The 17,465-nt window shown below is 58.1% G+C and carries 23 protein-coding genes, 1 tRNA gene and 1 pseudogene; 19 read left to right on the top strand and 6 right to left on the bottom strand.

What is annotated here, in order from left to right; translation table 11 throughout:
* Positions 1-957 precede the first annotated feature (957 nt).
* The 4 genes from AC0X69_RS09675 (at position 958) to AC0X69_RS09660 (ending at position 3,073) form a co-directional block, all read left to right on the top strand.
* Positions 958-1,533 (top strand): tyrosine-type recombinase/integrase, encoded by a 576-nt coding sequence (locus AC0X69_RS09675; RefSeq protein WP_482613233.1) that lies wholly within the window; start codon positions 958-960, stop codon positions 1,531-1,533.
* 73 nt (positions 1,534-1,606) lie between these two features.
* A complete protein-coding gene (locus AC0X69_RS09670) occupies positions 1,607-1,963 on the top strand; it encodes a DUF3768 domain-containing protein (protein WP_482613232.1) in 357 nt (118 codons plus the stop codon).
* Between the two features lie 18 nt (positions 1,964-1,981).
* Positions 1,982-2,641 carry a hypothetical protein gene (locus AC0X69_RS09665; protein ID WP_482613231.1) on the top strand — a complete coding sequence of 220 codons (660 nt, stop codon included), beginning with the start codon at positions 1,982-1,984 and terminating at the stop codon, positions 2,639-2,641.
* Between the two features lie 153 nt (positions 2,642-2,794).
* Positions 2,795-3,073: a hypothetical protein gene (locus AC0X69_RS09660; RefSeq protein WP_482613230.1), complete on the top strand. Its 279-nt coding sequence runs from the start codon at positions 2,795-2,797 to the stop codon at positions 3,071-3,073.
* Positions 3,074-3,234: 161 nt separating this feature from the next.
* Here the strand turns inward: AC0X69_RS09660 and AC0X69_RS09655 are convergent, their stop codons facing one another.
* On the bottom strand, positions 3,235-3,441 hold the full coding sequence (locus tag AC0X69_RS09655; RefSeq protein ID WP_482613229.1) for a hypothetical protein: 207 nt from the start codon (positions 3,439-3,441) through the stop codon (positions 3,235-3,237).
* A 4-nt stretch (positions 3,442-3,445) separates the two neighbouring features.
* On the opposite strand from AC0X69_RS09655, the gene AC0X69_RS09650 reads away from it, so the two are divergent.
* Together AC0X69_RS09650 and AC0X69_RS09645 are read left to right on the top strand one after the other, a co-directional pair.
* The gene (locus tag AC0X69_RS09650) at positions 3,446-3,874 is read left to right on the top strand and encodes a hypothetical protein (RefSeq protein ID WP_482613228.1); all 429 of its coding nucleotides are present in this window, start codon (positions 3,446-3,448) and stop codon (positions 3,872-3,874) included.
* 192 nt (positions 3,875-4,066) lie between these two features.
* Positions 4,067-4,336, top strand: a complete 270-nt coding sequence (locus AC0X69_RS09645; protein ID WP_482613227.1) for a DUF2312 domain-containing protein — start codon at positions 4,067-4,069, stop codon at positions 4,334-4,336.
* A 187-nt stretch (positions 4,337-4,523) separates the two neighbouring features.
* Here the strand turns inward: AC0X69_RS09645 and AC0X69_RS09640 are convergent, their stop codons facing one another.
* Entirely contained in the window at positions 4,524-4,892 is a 369-nt protein-coding gene (locus tag AC0X69_RS09640; RefSeq protein ID WP_482613226.1) for a ribonuclease H-like domain-containing protein, read from the bottom strand.
* A 276-nt stretch (positions 4,893-5,168) separates the two neighbouring features.
* Here AC0X69_RS09640 and AC0X69_RS09635 point away from each other — a divergent pair, with 276 nt between their 5' ends.
* The 4 genes from AC0X69_RS09635 to AC0X69_RS09620 all read left to right on the top strand — a co-directional run bounded on the left by AC0X69_RS09635 (position 5,169) and on the right by AC0X69_RS09620 (position 7,649).
* On the top strand, positions 5,169-5,555 hold the full coding sequence (locus AC0X69_RS09635; protein WP_482613225.1) for a hypothetical protein: 387 nt from the start codon (positions 5,169-5,171) through the stop codon (positions 5,553-5,555).
* Between the two features lie 29 nt (positions 5,556-5,584).
* Complete coding sequence (locus tag AC0X69_RS09630; RefSeq protein WP_482613224.1) at positions 5,585-5,800, top strand: hypothetical protein; 216 nt, start codon at positions 5,585-5,587, stop codon at positions 5,798-5,800.
* Positions 5,801-5,931: 131 nt separating this feature from the next.
* Complete coding sequence (locus AC0X69_RS09625; RefSeq protein WP_482613223.1) at positions 5,932-6,204, top strand: hypothetical protein; 273 nt, start codon at positions 5,932-5,934, stop codon at positions 6,202-6,204.
* A gap of 128 nt (positions 6,205-6,332) precedes the next feature.
* Positions 6,333-7,649, top strand: coding sequence for an AAA family ATPase (locus AC0X69_RS09620; protein ID WP_482613222.1), 1,317 nt, complete (start codon positions 6,333-6,335; stop codon positions 7,647-7,649).
* Between the two features lie 138 nt (positions 7,650-7,787).
* Here AC0X69_RS09620 and AC0X69_RS09615 read toward each other — a convergent pair.
* Positions 7,788-8,154: pseudogene (locus AC0X69_RS09615) on the bottom strand (transposase); the annotation flags it as partial.
* Positions 8,155-8,284: 130 nt separating this feature from the next.
* On the opposite strand from AC0X69_RS09615, the gene AC0X69_RS09610 reads away from it, so the two are divergent.
* The 4 genes from AC0X69_RS09610 to mscL all read left to right on the top strand — a co-directional run bounded on the left by AC0X69_RS09610 (position 8,285) and on the right by mscL (position 10,050).
* On the top strand, positions 8,285-8,626 hold the full coding sequence (locus tag AC0X69_RS09610) for a YidB family protein (RefSeq protein ID WP_482613221.1): 342 nt from the start codon (positions 8,285-8,287) through the stop codon (positions 8,624-8,626).
* A gap of 203 nt (positions 8,627-8,829) precedes the next feature.
* Complete coding sequence (locus AC0X69_RS09605) at positions 8,830-9,210, top strand: DUF3597 domain-containing protein (protein ID WP_482613220.1); 381 nt, start codon at positions 8,830-8,832, stop codon at positions 9,208-9,210.
* A gap of 68 nt (positions 9,211-9,278) precedes the next feature.
* Positions 9,279-9,575 carry a hypothetical protein gene (locus AC0X69_RS09600; protein WP_482613219.1) on the top strand — a complete coding sequence of 99 codons (297 nt, stop codon included), beginning with the start codon at positions 9,279-9,281 and terminating at the stop codon, positions 9,573-9,575.
* Between the two features lie 52 nt (positions 9,576-9,627).
* Positions 9,628-10,050, top strand: coding sequence for a large conductance mechanosensitive channel protein MscL (gene mscL / locus AC0X69_RS09595; protein ID WP_482613218.1), 423 nt, complete (start codon positions 9,628-9,630; stop codon positions 10,048-10,050).
* Between the two features lie 303 nt (positions 10,051-10,353).
* Here mscL and AC0X69_RS09590 read toward each other — a convergent pair whose 3' ends face one another.
* Complete coding sequence (locus tag AC0X69_RS09590) at positions 10,354-10,731, bottom strand: phasin family protein (protein ID WP_482613217.1); 378 nt, start codon at positions 10,729-10,731, stop codon at positions 10,354-10,356.
* Positions 10,732-11,116: 385 nt separating this feature from the next.
* On the opposite strand from AC0X69_RS09590, the gene AC0X69_RS09585 reads away from it, so the two are divergent.
* The 3 genes from AC0X69_RS09585 (at position 11,117) to AC0X69_RS09575 (ending at position 13,405) form a co-directional block, all read left to right on the top strand.
* A tRNA-Ser gene (locus tag AC0X69_RS09585) sits at positions 11,117-11,238 on the top strand.
* Between the two features lie 565 nt (positions 11,239-11,803).
* Positions 11,804-12,532 carry a PAS domain-containing protein gene (locus tag AC0X69_RS09580; protein ID WP_482613216.1) on the top strand — a complete coding sequence of 243 codons (729 nt, stop codon included), beginning with the start codon at positions 11,804-11,806 and terminating at the stop codon, positions 12,530-12,532.
* A 120-nt stretch (positions 12,533-12,652) separates the two neighbouring features.
* Positions 12,653-13,405 carry a L,D-transpeptidase gene (locus AC0X69_RS09575; RefSeq protein ID WP_482613215.1) on the top strand — a complete coding sequence of 251 codons (753 nt, stop codon included), beginning with the start codon at positions 12,653-12,655 and terminating at the stop codon, positions 13,403-13,405.
* Positions 13,406-13,471: 66 nt separating this feature from the next.
* Here AC0X69_RS09575 and AC0X69_RS09570 read toward each other — a convergent pair whose 3' ends face one another.
* Positions 13,472-14,527 (bottom strand): alkene reductase, encoded by a 1,056-nt coding sequence (locus AC0X69_RS09570; RefSeq protein WP_482613214.1) that lies wholly within the window; start codon positions 14,525-14,527, stop codon positions 13,472-13,474.
* Positions 14,528-14,649: 122 nt separating this feature from the next.
* Between AC0X69_RS09570 and AC0X69_RS09565 the strand changes: the two genes are divergently transcribed.
* Positions 14,650-16,224 (top strand): phytoene desaturase family protein, encoded by a 1,575-nt coding sequence (locus AC0X69_RS09565; RefSeq protein ID WP_482613213.1) that lies wholly within the window; start codon positions 14,650-14,652, stop codon positions 16,222-16,224.
* Between the two features lie 11 nt (positions 16,225-16,235).
* Here AC0X69_RS09565 and AC0X69_RS09560 read toward each other — a convergent pair whose 3' ends face one another.
* Complete coding sequence (locus AC0X69_RS09560) at positions 16,236-16,649, bottom strand: DUF3617 domain-containing protein (RefSeq protein ID WP_482613212.1); 414 nt, start codon at positions 16,647-16,649, stop codon at positions 16,236-16,238.
* A gap of 148 nt (positions 16,650-16,797) precedes the next feature.
* Here AC0X69_RS09560 and AC0X69_RS09555 point away from each other — a divergent pair, with 148 nt between their 5' ends.
* Positions 16,798-17,448, top strand: a complete 651-nt coding sequence (locus AC0X69_RS09555; RefSeq protein WP_482613211.1) for a pentapeptide repeat-containing protein — start codon at positions 16,798-16,800, stop codon at positions 17,446-17,448.
* Positions 17,449-17,465: the final 17 nt, after the last annotated feature.

Genomic DNA, 17,465 nt, shown 5'->3' with positions numbered 1-17,465 from the left:
CAGCATCGGCGAGTCGGCGCCGCCCGGCCTTCCAGGGCATGCCCTGGAAGGCCGGGCGTCACGAAAACTGGGGATTTTTCAATCGGCACATTTGGGGAGTTTACGACCGGCACTCACACCATGCCAGGCTATTCGCATCTGCTTGATGATGAAAGAGACCAGATTGCCGTGATGCGGGCGGCTGGCCATTCGGTCAGCGCGTAGGGCCGCCAGCATCCCGTGGGTCGATGGGGCGTACGCCTTCCAAATTAGCCGGCCGATCAAGTTCTCTTCGCTCGGCGGGCGAAAGACGGGTTCGACATAGCGGATCGGGACAGTGGTCATGCGCGAGTGACGGGATTTACGGAACGGGCGCCGAGGAACAACGACCGAATTTAAGGCCACGAAAGCGATAAGCGGAAGCCTCTACAAGCAGACGCCCGTTCGCGGCATGCCAAAGCGTTTCAAACCTGGCGCGCGACACATTAAGACGAAGCGCCCTTGCTAAGAAGCAGTATCGCGCGCTGAAATGTGGCAAACAGGTATTATCGTAACGACAGACATCTATTTTAAGCTAATTTTGGCGCATGCAAGCTCTACAACTGCTTTGGCGTTGCAAATTATAGTGTATTTTAAGGCGCTTGACGCGGCGGCGCTGCTAGACTATACTTGTAACAACTGGCGGAAAAAGCGAGGCTAACGCTTAGCATCACCAACGCCATGGTGACATGTGCAAGGGCGCTGCGGCGCCTTTTGCGATTCATGGAGGGCGCACCTGACGTAACCTGAGCTTTTCAATCGACGAAATCGAAAGCCTAAGCGGCTCACAGGCCGCAATGACCGTCGGCGACGAGGGCAACATCACCCTGAAAAGCCGCCGGCCGTAACCATCATCCCTTGCCATCGAAAGCTTGTGCAAGCCGACGCCCTGGGCGGAGGTGGATGACTCACGCCCTGGCGTCATCAATGGAGACGCCAATGCTTGGCAAACAGGCCAAAATCATCTCGCCTGAAACCCTTGCGCGTATGCTCGATTACGCCAGCCAAACAAGGCAACCAAAGCGTGACGCCGTCATCGTGCTGTTGTCGGTGAAAGCCGGACTCAGGTCATGTGAAATCGCCGGCCTGCAATGGTCAATGGCGATGACCGACAATGGCGACATCGCCGATGTCATCGATATTCGCAGCGCCATCGCCAAAAAGGGGTCGGGGCGACGCATTCCCATGCACCCCAGCCTGCAACAGGCGCTGGGGGAATTGTGGCCAGTGAGGACATCCGACGTTCATATCGTCGCCTCGAACCGTGGCGGCCCCATGCGCCCCAACAGCATCGTCAATTGGTTCGTGACGATGTTTCATGACCTCAATCTCGAAGGCTGCTCATCGCATTCAGGCCGACGCACCTTCATCACCGCCGCCGCGAAAAATGTGCATCGAACCGGAGGAAGCCTGCGCGACGTGCAGTTGCTCGCCGGTCATCAGTCCATCGAAACCACCCAACGATACATCGACGGCGACAGCCAAAGTCAGCGTCAACTGGTGAACCTGTTGTGACGCGAAGGTCGCCGCTCGCCGAGTCATCGTCGCTGACTCCAACGAACCGAGCTTTCATCGCGAGGGAAAGGTCATGGGCAAAGCCGATCAACCACAGTCGCCCGAAAATTACACTGCTCGGGTGCGCGCGCTTAATGACACCCTGCGCACCACCCTGACCGGGGGCAAAGTGATGATAACGCGAGGGGTGGCGGCGCTTGAGGCCGAGGTTCTGCACCAAATCACCGACGCCCTGCGCGCCTACGATGATTTTGACGCCGACAACGACCCCTATGGCGAACACGACTTTGGCATGATCACTGTGGCAGGCCACGAGCTGCTGTTCAAAATCGACTACTACGACCGCGACCTTGCCCACCACTCAAAAAACGCCGCCGACCCCAATGTCACGAAGCGCGTGCTCACCATCATGCTCGCCGACGAATATTGAGCCACGGGGGAAAGCGGCATGCCAAATTTTCGCGTGAAGCTCGGCGCGTCGCTGCTTGAATCAATGACCCTGGCGACGGTCGAAGCCTTCAACTTTCGCGGCCCCCAATCGAGCAGTAAATGTGGGGTCGAAACCTATGGCTACATCTGGGGAAGCAAGAAGGCTTACCCGGACGGCCAAATCGCTTTTTTCCTCGACAAGCTCAGCGTCAGCCTCAGCGCCAAACGGGCGGCGTTGAGCGTTGTACCCAACCGTCGCGCCGGCAAAATCAAGGACGAACTGTTCAGGCAGTTGGCCCCTCACCAAACGCTACTCGCCGACTTTCATAGCCATCCCTACCCAAGTCACAAGGCCGTGGCGCAAAAGCTCGGGTTCGATTTTTCCGAAACCGATTTTGACGATTTCCTTAACGACGACTTCCTATGGGAAAGCGCCGACAACACCCCGATCATGCTGGTTCAATCCATATGCCGCCGCGAGCGGCAAAGCGCACATATGGGTTGGCGACGGCGAAACATTTTTCACTACGACGTTGCGGGATACAGGTTTTGGGTCAATGCAGCCGTCGGCTATCTTGATAGCAAGGGCAAGCGACGACACACCGGCAACCTGACGCGGTCGGTCGTTATCGAACCCACGCCATTCATCGGCAACTTCGCTATTTCCAGAATTGACTAACAACGCCGCTCAGGCTTTCAGTGCGTTTTTCCCCATCTGCACTGAAAGGCAAAAATCCAAAAATTCACTATGCCGATTGTCTTCTGGTCGGCGCGCTCCATTCTTCCCATAAGGTGTATTGCGTCTCGAGTGACACCCAAAACGGGGGCGGCAATGACCTACAGCAACCAAGATAGCGCTTCATCGCCACCCGACTGCAGCAGCGCGGTCTTTTTAGACGGAGCGGCCTTCAATGACGGGCAGATAGCGGATTTGTTAGAGGATGCGACAACCTCGGACGAATGGCGGCGCGCGGTGGCGGTGCTCGCTGAACAAGTGCTACTACGCATGGCCGGTTACACGGACAAGGAAGAGTTTGCAAAAGACGCCTGCAAATTCCTGTGGGATCGATTCCATTCCGATGCTAGAGCGGCTACACATAGAGGTCACTGAGGACGGATGGCTTCGACGCTGCATGTATTTGGCGCGAGTTCCAAGTCTGGGAAGAAGAAGGGCGGATGCATTGATTGCGTCTGCCTTTTTTGATCTGCGCCGCGCATGCCGCATTCTTGCCAGAGAAATTGAATTAGGACGCCTGTCGCGAAAGCGATATTCTAATTGAGGAAATGATGGTCGACAAAGCCAAACACGTTGCCTCCGCTGCTGATGCGCTTGCCGTATTTCAGCAGCGCTGCGGCACGAGTGACGAACATGCCGTCGCCGATCTCATTTGCGATCTTGGCCATTTGGCTATCGAGCGCGATCTCGACTTTCTTGGCGAGGTTAAGCGCGGCATTGGGCACTGGTTCGCGGAGCGCCATACGCTTGACGGCGATCGTCTCGGATCCGACGCATTCGTTGAAATCACAATTACGCCAAAATAGGCAAAATACCGCCAAGTCTCTTTGTCGCAGCCGCATGCGCGCTGGGCCGTGCTACCAACCCGAAGAAATAGTCGACTTTTGCGACGAGCAGGAAGCGCAACCAATGAACCACAAGCATCGGACAACCCTGCATGCGTTGTTCGCGCACCCCATGAGCAGCAACATCGATCCAAAGCTCGTCAAGTCAATGTTGGAAGAGCTTGGAGCTGAGATAACTCATACTCGGCACAACCATTTATTGGTTACGCTGAACGGCTTCACCCATGGATTCCACGACATCCATCATAGCCTTCCCAAAGACGAGGTTGCCGCCCTGCGCAAATTCCTGACGGATGCTGGGGTCGATCCTGCGCGCGACTATCCCCTTTAAACCCGCGCGGCGGCGCGCACGGGGCGCGGCTATTCAGGTTAATCCAGGCCCCTTCCAGTCTGTTTGAGTCGATCCCGCTGTTTTAATGGCGACAGTCAATCACCGAAATTCAGCAGTGATCATTGTCGCCAAATTAACCTCTCGGTTACTTTCGCAGCCATACCGTGCCTTTTCGACAATTGGAGAATACAGATGACCGACACGGTTGGGATCGCGGGTGATCGCATTCGCTCCCTCATTGAGCGCATCGAGCACATCGAGGAAGAGATCAAGGCGCTAAATGAGGGAAAAAAGGAAATCTTCGCTGAGGCAAAGGGCGAAGGATTCGATGTGAAGATTTTGAAGGAGATTTTGCGCCTGCGTAAGCAGGATAGAGACGAGCGCGACGAGCACGAAGCCCTACTCGATCTCTATCTCAGGGCGATGGAAGCCGCGGAACCTGAGCAAGCGAAAGCAGCATAGCGCAAAAACGCAGAAGACGTCGGAGGGCGCGCCACGCGAAGGAGATGGAGCGCCTTCCCGTGCCTTGTGCCCGGCCTCAGTTCTCGCCGAGCGCACGGATGCCGTCGAGTAAGACGCGCGTCGCAACGCAATCATCTTCGTTGTAGGCAAGGCTGCGATCTTTTGTTGCGATGTCATTGGTGCCGACTCAGTGGTTGTACCATTCGATAGATGCTGCGCCAGACGGGTTGGCGTCACGCCAGGTGAAGTCGAGGTACTTAGCAAGCGACTTGATCGAATAATCCCGCGTCGGCCACTCGGTAGCTCGTAGCACAACATCGAAATACAGGTCGATTGTCGGAGACCGCGTGGGGTCGAATAGTTCCTCGATTTCCTCAGATGCACACACCTCCGGGTATTTCGATTGCAACTTACGATACAGGGTGCGCTCATATTTCGAGTAGTAATAAATTGCCGCAGGACGCGATGATTTGATGTAGGCCCATGCATCGGCGAACGCTCGTCGCTCTGCCTCTTTTCTGTACGCGACGGCGCAATAATCGAGTGAGCGGCGCATATTGCGGCCGCGTGGCGGCGTAAAACCCGGCCAGTTTTAGGCTGTCTTCCCCAACTGGAAACGAGGTCGGAGCTGAAAACTGGGCGTCGCCCGCCTCCATCGTCGCGACGTTCAAGTTGAACAACGTCGATTTCCGTCGCTTACACCACCCAAACGCTGCAAGCGAAGCGCCTGAGTGCAGCAAACACGCTGCAGAGGATGTCATGGCGACGTTGTCGCAGTTACGTACGGCCCTCTTTCGCTAAGGCTAAGGTCCGAAATGTTGAACGGAACTGCGTGGAATTGACTCAAATTTTACCTAACAAAAATTTTGACGGCAGACCTTTCGAACTGTCGAATCAAAATCACTTTTTGCAGGCAATCCACGAACGGCCCGATTTGGCTGAAAGGTTGAACAGGAATTTTTCGGCAAGGGTTCGAGACTGCGAGAAAGGGATGTCACACGCCTACGTAATTGAGATCGAGCATGCGGCAGTTGGCCGGATCATCCGCGAAGCTGAAGGCTATCGCTTTTACGCCACCAAGCATTCGACGAGCTCACTGCAGCGAAATATGTTCGAGACCTCCTATCGAGCGTATCAGGCGGTTCTCGATCTGCATGGGCCCTCAATTGCCAATCGATCAAGGGTCACGCCGTTCCATTCGAGGGTCGCTGAAGAATGAGTGGGGATTCGAAACAGTGGAGTTTTGTAATGACCGCGCCGACCGCCACGGAATTGACCGAGCCGCAATCGCCCGAGCATGCATCCGACGTCCTACTTCGCCACTATCAAAAGATTGGCATCTCGGCAGTGGTTGCCGCCCTCAATGTGATAGCCGAGGCCGCACGATCAGAAGATGTTCAATCCGTCATAAAAGCCCACACCTCTCCACCTCGGTTCTTGGAGCCCGATGACCTTGCCGCTTGAACATGCGCGGCGAAACTTTCTTCACTCAAAGAAGCGATATATTGAGGCTCACGCGGACGCTCAGCGCCGTGTCGTCGAGTTAGTTTGACGCTCTCGCTCACGCTGGCAAACGTTGCTGAAAGATAGGCGAGATGGTGGCGCCGATCTTTCCCTTTGGCGATAACCCGATCTGGTTCAAGCTCTTGATCGCCGCCATCTGCCTATATTTCCTCGGCCCGCGCCTCGCGACAACCACGCTTTCGGCGGCTGGCCTAGCGGCGGAGGTTGACTGCCGACTTTTCCGTCTGCTGTCGTTCGTCTGTTCCGCAGCTGACTACCGTTCCGATCTCTGCGTCACCGCACGGACAGTCTCCGCTCTGCATGCTTGGGGGGAAAGAAATTTTTTACGGCGCCCCTTCCGCTGATTGTGAGCAATTACAACATTAGCGGCCGAAGCGGATACCGGATCCTGCGCATAATGCAAGTTCTGCAGCGAGGCCCTGGACCCAGCGCTGTGGTCCGTAGGATAGACGCATGAAATGAAGGGCGCCTCATGAATCTTCTCGACACCGCATATTCTGCACTGGCTTCCAACCAGCTTCTCGTTGGCGGCGTCGGCACTCTGGCTTTCGGCTCGTTGATGTACGTGCTTCGAACGGTTCCACAAAAAATGCTGGGCGTTGTCGAGAAGACAGTATGGACCACGGTGTCCGTCGAAAACATGTCCAACGAATATCGAGACGTCGATGCCTTCATTGAGCGACTGCGGCTCAATTTTTTCAGCAGATCTCTCGAGATCAAGGACGGCTACCTGAAAACGGGGTTCGGCGGGGGATGGGGAACCTATGATGGGATCCTCTTCAAATATTCGAAGACGAGATCCGAGCAGCGGCTCACGCATATCGAAACGATCGACATTTCCTTTTTGACTCGCGATCGAAGCATAGTCGAGCGGTTCATGAAGGACAGCAGGCCCGAGGAACACAAGAACTCCATTCACATTTCCCTGTATTCTGCCGCCGGAAGCGATGGTGGCCTTCGCAGGCGCAAGCGCGGACTCAATACCGTTTTCGTTGACGAGGAGATCAAGGATCGGCTCGTCCAACGCCTTACGTGGTTCATCAGCGCCGAAGAGTGGCACTCATCCCGCGGCATTCCATGGAAGCTCGGCATCATTCTTTACGGTCCGCCTGGAACTGGGAAGACGAGCCTGATACATGCGCTCGCTTCTGACTTCGGGTTCGACATCAAATATATCAAGTCGCTTCACGGAGTGGGTGCGGCATTCAAATCTGGAACTAAGAACGACCTGTTCGTGATCGAGGACATCGATACGATGACGGATCGCCTGAACCGAGCTGAGCCTAAGGAGAAGGAAGGAAGCAACCTCATTGAAGAAACTGCTGTGCGTGGCTCTCCGCTGCACGAGATCCTGAATTCTATGGACGGCATGCAGACGCCGGATGGTCTAAAATTCATTGTGACGACGAACCATCTCGACAAGCTCGATCCGGCGATTGTCCGACCGGGACGAATTGACGACGTGATCGAGGTCGGTCCGCTATCGCGCGAGAGCGCGCGGCAGATGTTCAAGGCGTTCTATGGACGCGACGGTATTGAGGGCTATTCACCGCGGACCGGCGCTGAGCTCCAGCAAATATTCTCGACGTTGGCGGCGGAGGACGCTGAGGCTGAGTTATCGCGAGCGGTGCCGAGCTCATCCGGCGGACTTCGCCATGTTGTCGAACGACGGACGCAACAGGTCGCGCTGCTGAGCGAGCTTACGCCGCGGCGGTCGCCGCAAGCCACGCCTCCATGGCCGAAGCTCGTAAAAGGCTTTGTCACGTTGTCGAACAATAGTCGCGAATGACCTGACGATCGCGCTCACGCTGCAGCAGCGGCCGAACGCCATGTGTCCAGGGATGATGCTCGAAAAGCTCGGTGCGTCCTCTCTGAGATGAGACGGCGCTGAACGTTGAACGTGTTGTGGACCGCTGCTTGGAAGGAGGCCGAAGGTTCTCTCGACGACCCAGCGTCGCGGCAGAACATTGAAGCCCGGATCGGCGTCGATCCTTCGCACGATCTCTACGGCGAACTCCTTGAACGCCGCCTTGTCCATGAGTTTTCTGCGATCATAGGCGCCGTCGGCGAACAGATGCTTGACACACGGCCAGCGCTTGCGGATGGCGTCGAGAATATGCTAAGCGCCCGCAGAGTCGGAAACATCCGCTGTCGTCAGATTGACCATGAACAGCCGTCCGTCCTCATCCACCGCAATTTGGCGCTTGCGCCCTTTGATTTTCTTGCCGGCGTCGTAACCTCGCGCATGCGCCGCCGGGGCCTTGGCTGTCGATGACGCCAGCCGAGGGACTCGAAGAGAGATATCTAAGTTAAAATCCCTGGTCTTCGCCATTGAGAGGTCGGCGAGCGGCGCTATTTTTCTCGGTGGTAAGGCGCTGCTCGAGTTTTTTTTTCGAAGGAGAATCGCAAATAGGAGGATCGCAAATGAGTTGGTTGAAAGCTATCACGGGTGGGGTAATCGGCGCTGAAGCACTGAGCCTTATCAAGCAATATGTTGAGAAAGAGGGCGGCCTCGACGCAGTCGTGAAGAATTTCCAGAATGGCGGCTTCAAGCGCCAGGTCGACTCTTGGATCTCGACGGGCAAGAACGAGGCGATCAGCGGCATCGAACTCGGTCAGGCGATCGGCATCGAAAAGTTGAAGAAACTGGCCGAAAGCGCGGGCGTCGACTTGAACAAGGCGCGCGACCTTATCGCCGAATACCTTCCAGTCGCCATCGACAAGGCGACGCCAGAAGGTAAGCTGCCGTCGCAAGATAAAGCGTAATCCGCCACGCGTCGTTGCGTTGAGTGGCGCTGGGGTGGCGTGTTCGAAGCCGCTGGTTGAGTTGCGGAGCCTTGCCCGCCCCAGTTCCTGGCGGCGGAAGGAACGCTGATGATCGGCATGCTCAGACATGAGTGGACAGGAAGCAAAGGTAATCCACGGTAATCCATGATAAAAATTGCCAAGTTCAACCTATGAGAAAAAAAATGAGCATCTTTGGATCCATAAAGGAAAAAATCTTCGGCAAAACAGCGACGGCCGCGTCGGTCCCCACGGGTTCGAGCGAGGCGGCCAAGATCGAAAACGTATCCATCGACCCAAATATGCCTGTCGTCGACATTGGCGCGCTACTCGATGGTCTTGCGGCGAAAGCGTCTCAAAAGCTGAACTGGAAAGTTTCCATCGTCGATCTGATGAAACTTCTAGACATAGATAGCAGTCTATCCGCCAGAAAGGAGCTCGCGAAAGAGCTGCATTATGAGGGCGATACGCATGATTCGGCCGCAATGAATATCTGGCTTCACAAGCAGCTCATGAAAAAATTGGCGGAACATGGCGGGAAGCTCCCGGAAGACTTGAAGAGCTGATCGAGAAAACCGCTCAATTCCGAATGGCTCAAAGGGCAATGTAGCAACCTAATTCTCGGGAGATATCGATGTCTATTATTACGGATTTGCTTGTACAGGCTGTCGCGGGAGCAATTGGCGGCAATGCCGTCGGTCGCGCATCCAAGAATATCGATCTAGGCCCGCTGGGAAATACAATCAGCGGTGCGCTTGGTGGCGGTATTGGTGGGCAATTGCTCAGTTCGTTGATCCCAGCATTAGCTGGTGCCGCATCAAGTGGCAATTTTGACATCGCGACCATGCTCGGTCAGGCGGCAGGAGGCGGCATAACGGGTGCTATCGTTACTGCCGTTGTCAGTGTTCTGAAGAAAAAACTCATGGGGTGATAACGGCTGAGCAATCCGATGCATGACACATAAGCACGCCGGGGAGACTGGGATGCTACAGGACTTCAAGAATTTCGTGCTTCGCGGGAATGTGGTCGATCTCGCGGTCGGCGTCATCATCGGCGCCGCCTTTGGCAAGATCGTGTCTTCGCTCGTCGACGATATCATCATGCCGTTCATTGGTAAGCTGACGGGCGGCCTAGACTTCTCGAACTATTATTACTCTTTCTCGCCCGCAGTGCATTCCGATATGACCTACGAGGAGGCAAAGAAACTCGGGGCGACCGTTGGTTTCGGGCAATTCGCGACGATCGTCGTCAATTTCCTTATCGTCGCTTTCGTTCTGTTCATTGTCATCCGTCAGTTCGAAAAGCTGAAGAAGCAAGCTCCAGCGGCTCCCCCGCCGCCCGCGCGCAACGAAGTGTTGCTCGAAGAAATTCGCGACGCCATTCGCGGACGCTCAAGCTCGCTCTGACTTGTCTGATCACGGGAGGCAGCGCCTCTGTCGCTTGGTTTACCTCGGACGCCGGCGTGATGTTGCCGGGGCAAGCCGAGCGCCGGCTGGGACTGGCGGACAAACTCGCCGCCGTCATCAAACTTGGCTTGTGACGGAGGAGACTGCGAGCCTCGATTTGATCATTTGATCGCCGCGTGATCGCCGCGCAATCCAGCGAGTTGTGCGCAAGTAGGCTCCAGTTCGACAAATTACTCAAAAAAAACCGCGCAGGGCGAGCGGTTTCCTTTGGCGAAAGCTCCAGAGGGGGTCCCTCGGCAGGAGTCAGTATTGCTTAGCTGCTCCAGCCGCCTTCTTGGAAGACGCGGGCGCTGCCGCTTTCGAAGGCGGCATCACTTCGGCCTCCGGAAAAGCGCCCTTCACTAAGTCGGAGTACATTTCTGCGATCTTTGTGCTCTGAGCGACGAAGTCATCATATGCAGACTTAACGAAATTAGACTGAAGCTGAACCGCGTCTTCGGCTGTCTTTACGCCGGCAAACTTTGCGAAATGATCGCGGCCCTTTTCGAATGACTTCTTTGCATAATCCGTCGTTTCGAAACTGATAGCCCCAAGCTTTGTAGCTGCTTCTCTTGTTGGTTTCGTGAACGCCTCAAAGGGGTTAGCGAAGTGCGACTGCATATCCTGGAATTTGTTAAACATGCGAAATCCTTCTTGCTCCGAGGGACAAGCGATATCTCGCTCCCCTCAAGTAAGCGCCATTTATGTGCATTGCACAATAAGGTCAAGAATCTTGGTGCAGCGCAAATGTCGCGTACGGAATTTCGATGCACTGGTGGGCCCTTTGGTACACACATTGGAGAGACCCGATGAAGCAGGAATGCGTGATAGCAATGGACGCGCTGTCGGTAAGATCACGGTGATTTCAAATTGGCAAGCATGAAGAACGTCTACAGCAATGGTAGGTAACCCGGTGCAGGGCAGGCGAATGCGATAGCACACGAGATGCGTAGTAGTTGACGAATATCAAACGTTAGGTGCTTAGAACGATCAAGGACGTGGCGGGTTGTGTGTTGACAATTTGCTCGCAAATCGTTGGTAACTAAATCGATGTTGACAACTGTGAAGCGCATAACACCCTGATTTATAACCATTAAAATGCGACTGAAAATCGCAGTGTCGGTGGTTCGATTCCGCCCCTGGGCACCATCAATCAGTTGAAAATCGGTTAGTTACGTTACGGATCGCGGCGCGGGCGCACCGGTCGTTTTCGGCTTGAGTCTCGTCCCACGCCGACCTCCGCTTATGCGCCTTTCGCCAGGTCGGGCATTTCGCGCGCGGCGATGCGCAGCTTTTCGCGAGCGCGTCGCGGTCGAGCTTCATTTCGGCGCATATGACTTTGAGCGACACTCCTCCGCGCTTCGCGGCTTCGTTGGCGCGCGCGGCTTGCGGGGCCTCGTTGCGCCGGGCTTGGTCGTTTCAGCTTTCCTGATCGTCCCTCCTTGGACGATCAGGAAGACGATGGATCGGGCGCGTCAGGCGAAATCCACAGCGCCGGCAGGTGCAGTTTGCGCGAGCATAAAGGGGGCCACGCCAGGGCCAACAGCTTGATATCGCCTTGCGGTTCGCATTAACTCGCCAATGGGACGCTCGGTAACAGTCGATGAGAGATTGGCGACTTCGGCCGCAATTGAGTTTCGGACATAAGGCTGCGCGCGAGGAGCGGGCGCGGCGTAATGAGCTTGCTCTACGCCTGGCGCTGCACACGGTACCCATGATCAGCTTCGAATGGGACATCGTGCGCGACATCGTGCGGCGCTTCGATCCATTTGACTCCGACCATTCCTCGAGCACAGGCATGTTTAGCCGTTTCGCCGCGGTCCGAGACGCTGTGCATCCGGAAGATAGAGGAAGGTTTTGTGCGGATATCGAAGCGGCGCTGCGCGGCGAGATGGAACGTTTTCAAACCGAAATCCGCGTCCTCAGTCCGCATGGACTGGTGACGTGGTATAGAGAACTGGGGATCGTCGAACGAGACCAGCTCGGGCGGCCGCTTCGGATGATCGGCGTCGCGCAGGATATTACGGCTCAGCGCGAGAAGCATGCACGGGAGCTAGCGCCGGCTCCAATCAGCGGGGACTCGATATTCCCGCTCAAGGCGCTGGTTATCGATAACGATCGCGACGCCGCGAACAGGCTTGCGCTGCTTCTTGGAACGGTCGGGATCTCTGTCCGGCTCGCGCGCAGCGGGGCGGAAGGCGTGGAGGCGCTGATCGAATTCGGGCCCCAACTGACGTTTGTCGAGATCAGCATTCCTTATATTGACGTAATTGAGATGATGCGTCGCATCCGTGAATTGCCCGACGGTAACAAGGTCTCGCTGGTGGCCCTCAGCACGCCGCATGTTGAGGCAGCCAGTCTATCGGGTTTCGACGGTCTGCTTACCAAGCCGGCCGGGTTTGAAGCGCTTCTCGATGTGTTGGAGAAGTTGACCTCGTCATGAGATGTCACGAGGCGAAAGGGCGCCGCAGCAGTCCGGATCGATCACCGAACGCTCGGCCAATTGGTTAACGGCGCGGATTTAGCTATATTAAGCGTTCCCGACCGCGGATGGTGAGCGCCCATGTCCCCCGTGAACCGCCATGTCCGAACCCTATTGGCGTCTGTGATCGCCGGCGCCTCGATTGCCGGTTGCGCCAGCACGCAGCCTTCTTCGACCTTGAACGCCTCCGCCACGGTCGCGCCGCCGCCTCAGGCCGCTCCGGGCGAGCCGGCGGGGCGCATGGACCTGGCCGCGGCGCCCGAAGGGAACCTCTACGGCGAGATGAAGGACGGCGGCTTCGTCGTTCCGGCGCTCAGACCGGGCCAGGTCGGTTCGGCGTTCCTCCGTAAGACCGTCGCCTATGCGACCAGGGAAGCGCCGGGGACGATCGTCGTCGATCCCACCAGGCACTATCTCTACTATGTCGAGGAAGGCGGCCGGGCGACCCGCTATGGCATCGGCGTCGGGCGCGAAGGATTCGCCTGGGCGGGCGAAGCGACGATCAAGAGCAAGCAGGAATGGCCTGACTGGTATCCGCCGAAGGAAATGGTCGAACGGCGGCCGGACCTCAAGAAACAGCTCGTTGAGCTGCAAAGCGGACTAGGGATGCACGGCGGTCCGGGCAACCCGTTGGGCGCTCGTGCGATGTATCTGTGGCAAGGGGATCGCGATACGCTTTTCCGCATCCACGGCACGAATGAGCCATGGACGATCGGGCAGAGCCAGTCGTCGGGCTGCATTCGGATGGTCAATCATGACGCCATGGATCTCTACCAGAAGGCGGCGGTTGGAACCCGGGTGGTCGTTCTTCCGGCCAGCGTCGCGCGCCGGTAAGCCTGCGGACGCTCAACGCGTCAGCTGCGCGCTTCGCCCTTTGCGCGCGGCTGAAGTCCGGCGCGCTCACTCGGCCAACGCCGGATAATCCGTGTAGCCCTCCGGACCCTTTGTGTAGAACGTCGCCGGCTGAGGCGCGTTCAAGGCGGCGTTGCTGCGAAATCGCTCGGGTAGGTCAGGGTTGGCGATGTAGAGCTTGCCAAAGGCCGCCGCCTCGGCGTCGCCGCTAGCGATCGCGGCTTCGGCGGTTTGCTTGTCATAGCCTTCATTGACGATATAGGCGCCGCCGAATTCGGTCTTGAGAAAGCGCCCGATGGCGTCGGGCCCGGCACGTTCGCGGGCGCAGATGAAGGCGACGCCGCGCTTGCCGAGTTCCCGTGCGACATAGCCGAAGGTCGCCTTTGGATCGGAATCGCCCATTGAGTGGGAATCGCCGCGCGGCGCCAGATGCATGCCGACGCGGCCCGGTCCCCACACGGAGATGGCGGCGTCGGTGGCTTCCAGCATCAGCCGCGCGCGGTTTTCGACCGGGCCGCCATAGCGATCCGTTCGCTTGTTCGCGCTATCCTGGAGGAACTGGTCGAGAAGATAGCCGTTGGCCCCATGCAGCTCGACGCCGTCGAATCCGGCGGCCATGGCGTTTTCGGCGCCGCGCCGATAGGCTTCGACGACTCCTGCGATCTCGGAAAGAGCCAGCGCCCGGGGAATCGGATAAGGTTGATAGGGGCGCAAGAGGCTCACATGGCCGGAAGGCGCGATGGCGCTCGGCGCTACGGGACGCGCGTCGTTGAGATAGATCGGATGCGACACGCGACCGACATGCCAGAGCTGCAGCATGATGCGACCGCCAGAATCGTGAACCGCGTCGGTGATGCGCCGCCATCCTTCGATTTGCGCGTCGGACCAGATCCCCGGCGTGTCGGGGTAGCCGACGCCCATCGGTTCGACGGACGTCGCCTCGGTGATGATGAGGCCGGCGGACGCGCGCTGCACATAGTAGTCTTTCATGAGCGCGTTCGGGACGCGTCCCTCGCTGGCGCGGCAGCGGGTAAGCGGCGCCATGATGACGCGGTTTGGCAGGTCGATCTCGCCGAGGCGCAGGGGCTGGAACAATGCTGACATCTGAGTCCTCGGAAGGCGTCGCTGACGGAGTGAAGCCGGAAATTGATCGAGACTTATCTATTTTCGCCTGAGCGGAAGCGAATGTCGCCTCCGCATCCGCCCATCCACTGGAACATTGGTCAATGACGACGAGCTACGACGCCATAGTGATCGGCGCGGGACAGAACGGCCTCACCTGCGCTTGCTATCTCGCAAGGGCTGGACTTTCGACGCTAGTGCTGGAGCAATATAGCGCGATCGGGGGCATGACCATTTCCGAAGAACTGACGCTGCCCCGCTTCCAGTCGGATGTGCACGCCAGCGGTTATCAGCTCGCCAACATTTCTCCGGTTCCCGCGGAACTCGATCTCGCGGGGCATGGCGTCGAGCTGATCGAGCCCGAGCGCGTCTATGCGCATGCTTTCCCAGACGGTCGCGCCATCGTGGTCGAGCGCGACTTGGACCGCACGATCGCGGCGCTCGAACCCTGGTCGCGTCGCGATGCGGAGACTTGTCGTCGGCTCTTCGAACTCTTCGGCCGAGAGAAGGCGAATCTCGTGCGAAGCATGTTCACCGCGCCGCCGAGTTTTGTGGCCACTGCACAGGCGCTGGCGTCGGCGCCGGGCGGTATGGCGCGGGAGCGGTTCTCACTACAGAGCGTGCGTTCATGGGCCAATGAAACCTTCGAAACCGAGGTCGTGCGGAGCCTCTTTGGCGCGTTCGGCCTCTTTGTCGGTTCGGCGCCCGACGACGCCGGCGGTGCGGAGATCGCCTGGCTCTTTGGAGCATTGCTGCAGCAGACCGGCAATAATCTGGTGCGCGGCGGCATGCATCAGGTGAGTCGCGCCCTGGGGCGCGTGCTCGCGGAACACGGCGGCGAGATTCGCACTGGCGCCGCCGTCGATCGCATCCTGCTCGACAACAACCGCGCTCGCGGCGTGCGGCTCGCGACCGGCGAAGAGATCGGCGCGCGAGAGGTCGTGGTCTCCTGCGCCGATCCCGGTCAGCTGGTGAACCGCTTTCTTGGCGCCGAAGTCGTCGGCAAAGAAATCGCGGACGCCATGGCCACCTATGAATGGGGCGACGCGACCATGGCGATGTATGTCGCGCTCGATCGCCCCGTCGAATTCGCCGCCGGCCCGGAGCTGCGGCAGGCGGCGCATGTTCATCTCAGTCCGCCGTCGATCGGCGCGATGGCTGAGGCCATGAATCAGTGCCGCGCCGGCGAACTCCCCAATGCGCCGCTCGTCGTCGCCTGGAATGAATCGGCCATCGATCCCAGCCGCGCCCCGGAAGGGAAGGCGCTCATGAAGTTCGTCGTGCTTGGGACGCCCTGGAATATCTCCGGCGACGCGACCGGAAAAGTCGCCGCCCGCGATTGGGACGCGGCGAAGGAGCCTTACGCCGCGCATCTTCTTGAATCGATCGAGCGCGACTATCTGCCGGGTCTGCGTCAGCACATCCTGAAATGCGCCGTCCATTCGCCGGTCGACATGAATCGCAAGCTGAGTAGCGCCGTCAAAGGCACGATCAGCCACGGCGCGATGCTGCCCTATCAGAAAGGTTCGATGCGTCCGGCGCCGGGCCTGGGGCAATACCGCACCCCGGTTCCGAACGTCTATCTTGGCGATTCAGGTTGCCATCCCGGCGCCGGCGTCTCCATGGCGCCCGGCCACAATGCGGCGAAGACGATTCTTTCGGATCTTAAGCTTGGATAGCGCCAGAGCGTCTACTTCGTGCAGCGTTCGGACAAAAACTTCGCGTCGATCGTGAAGCCCGAGCGACTGCCCTTCGCTGTCGCTCTCGATTGCGCGCGATACCAGCTCTGAAAGTCGCCGGTAAACAGCAAACTCGTCACTTCCCGCGACTCCTTCGGACCACATTCGAATGTGACGATGATCTGATCGTTCGCATGCGTGACGGAAGGCTTCGTGCAACTTTCGTCGTGAGCGCCGATGATGCTGTCGCCTTCCTCGATGCAGACGTCGTTGGACTGCAGCCCGACTTCGGGCGAGATCGTTGAAATGCGCCATAGCCCAGGACGGCGTTTCGGCAGTTCAGCGTCCGCGGCGATTACAGGCGAATGGGCTTGCGCGAACAGCGACAGAGCGACGGTGAAGGAAGTGAGGCGCCAGAGTTCCATCGACCTTCACTATCGCCAAAACGCAATTCGATCCACGTCGGACAACCGCGTTTCCGCTGTTTCCCGAATTGCGCAAGAGATTGTCCTGTTGCGTCCTTCCTTGTGTCGAACATAGGTTTTGAGCACGCGATGTGACGAGGTCCGAGGGATGCGATTGCTGGATGCGAAGCTGATCAGTCTAGCTCTTGCCGCGGGCGCGCTGCTCGTCGTCGCCGCGCCTGTTCGCGTCGGCTTTGCCGCTGAACTGTCGCGCGCGCAGATCGAACAAAAAATCGCGCAGTCGCACGGAAAGCCGATCGACCTCGCGGATCTCGATCTCTCCGGACTCGATCTTTCAGGCTTAGACCTGCACGGCGCAGACTTCTTCTCAGCCAGACTCGCGGACGCAAGGCTTGCAAAGGCGAATCTGTCGGGGGTCAATTTCACGCGCGCCGACCTGCAGAAGGCGGATTTCTCCGGCGCCCAGCTGAAGGCCGCGACTCTCTACGCTGCGCTTCTCGAAGGCGCCAATTTCGCGGACGCCGACCTTTCCGAGGCGCGGATCATCGGCGGCGGAAAGGGCGTGAATTTCCGCAACGCCAAGCTGATCGGCGCCGATCTCGGGGCCGATCCCGCCAATCAGGGCATGGTTCCCGTGCGCGCCGAACTGCCGGAGGCCAATTTCGACGGCGCCGATCTGACGCGCGCCAATCTCACGCATGCGGTTCTCACGGGCGCAAGCTTCACGGGCGCCATCGTAACCGGCGCGCGGTTCGATTATGCGGTGCTCGACGGGTCGAACCTTTCGCTCGGACGCTGACGCTGTCCTGCCAATCA

This window comes from Methylocystis sp. Uni0008 (genome assembly GCF_056838045.1).
Note: the sequence above shows the minus strand (reverse complement) of the source record. Positions and strands in the feature narration are given on the sequence as shown.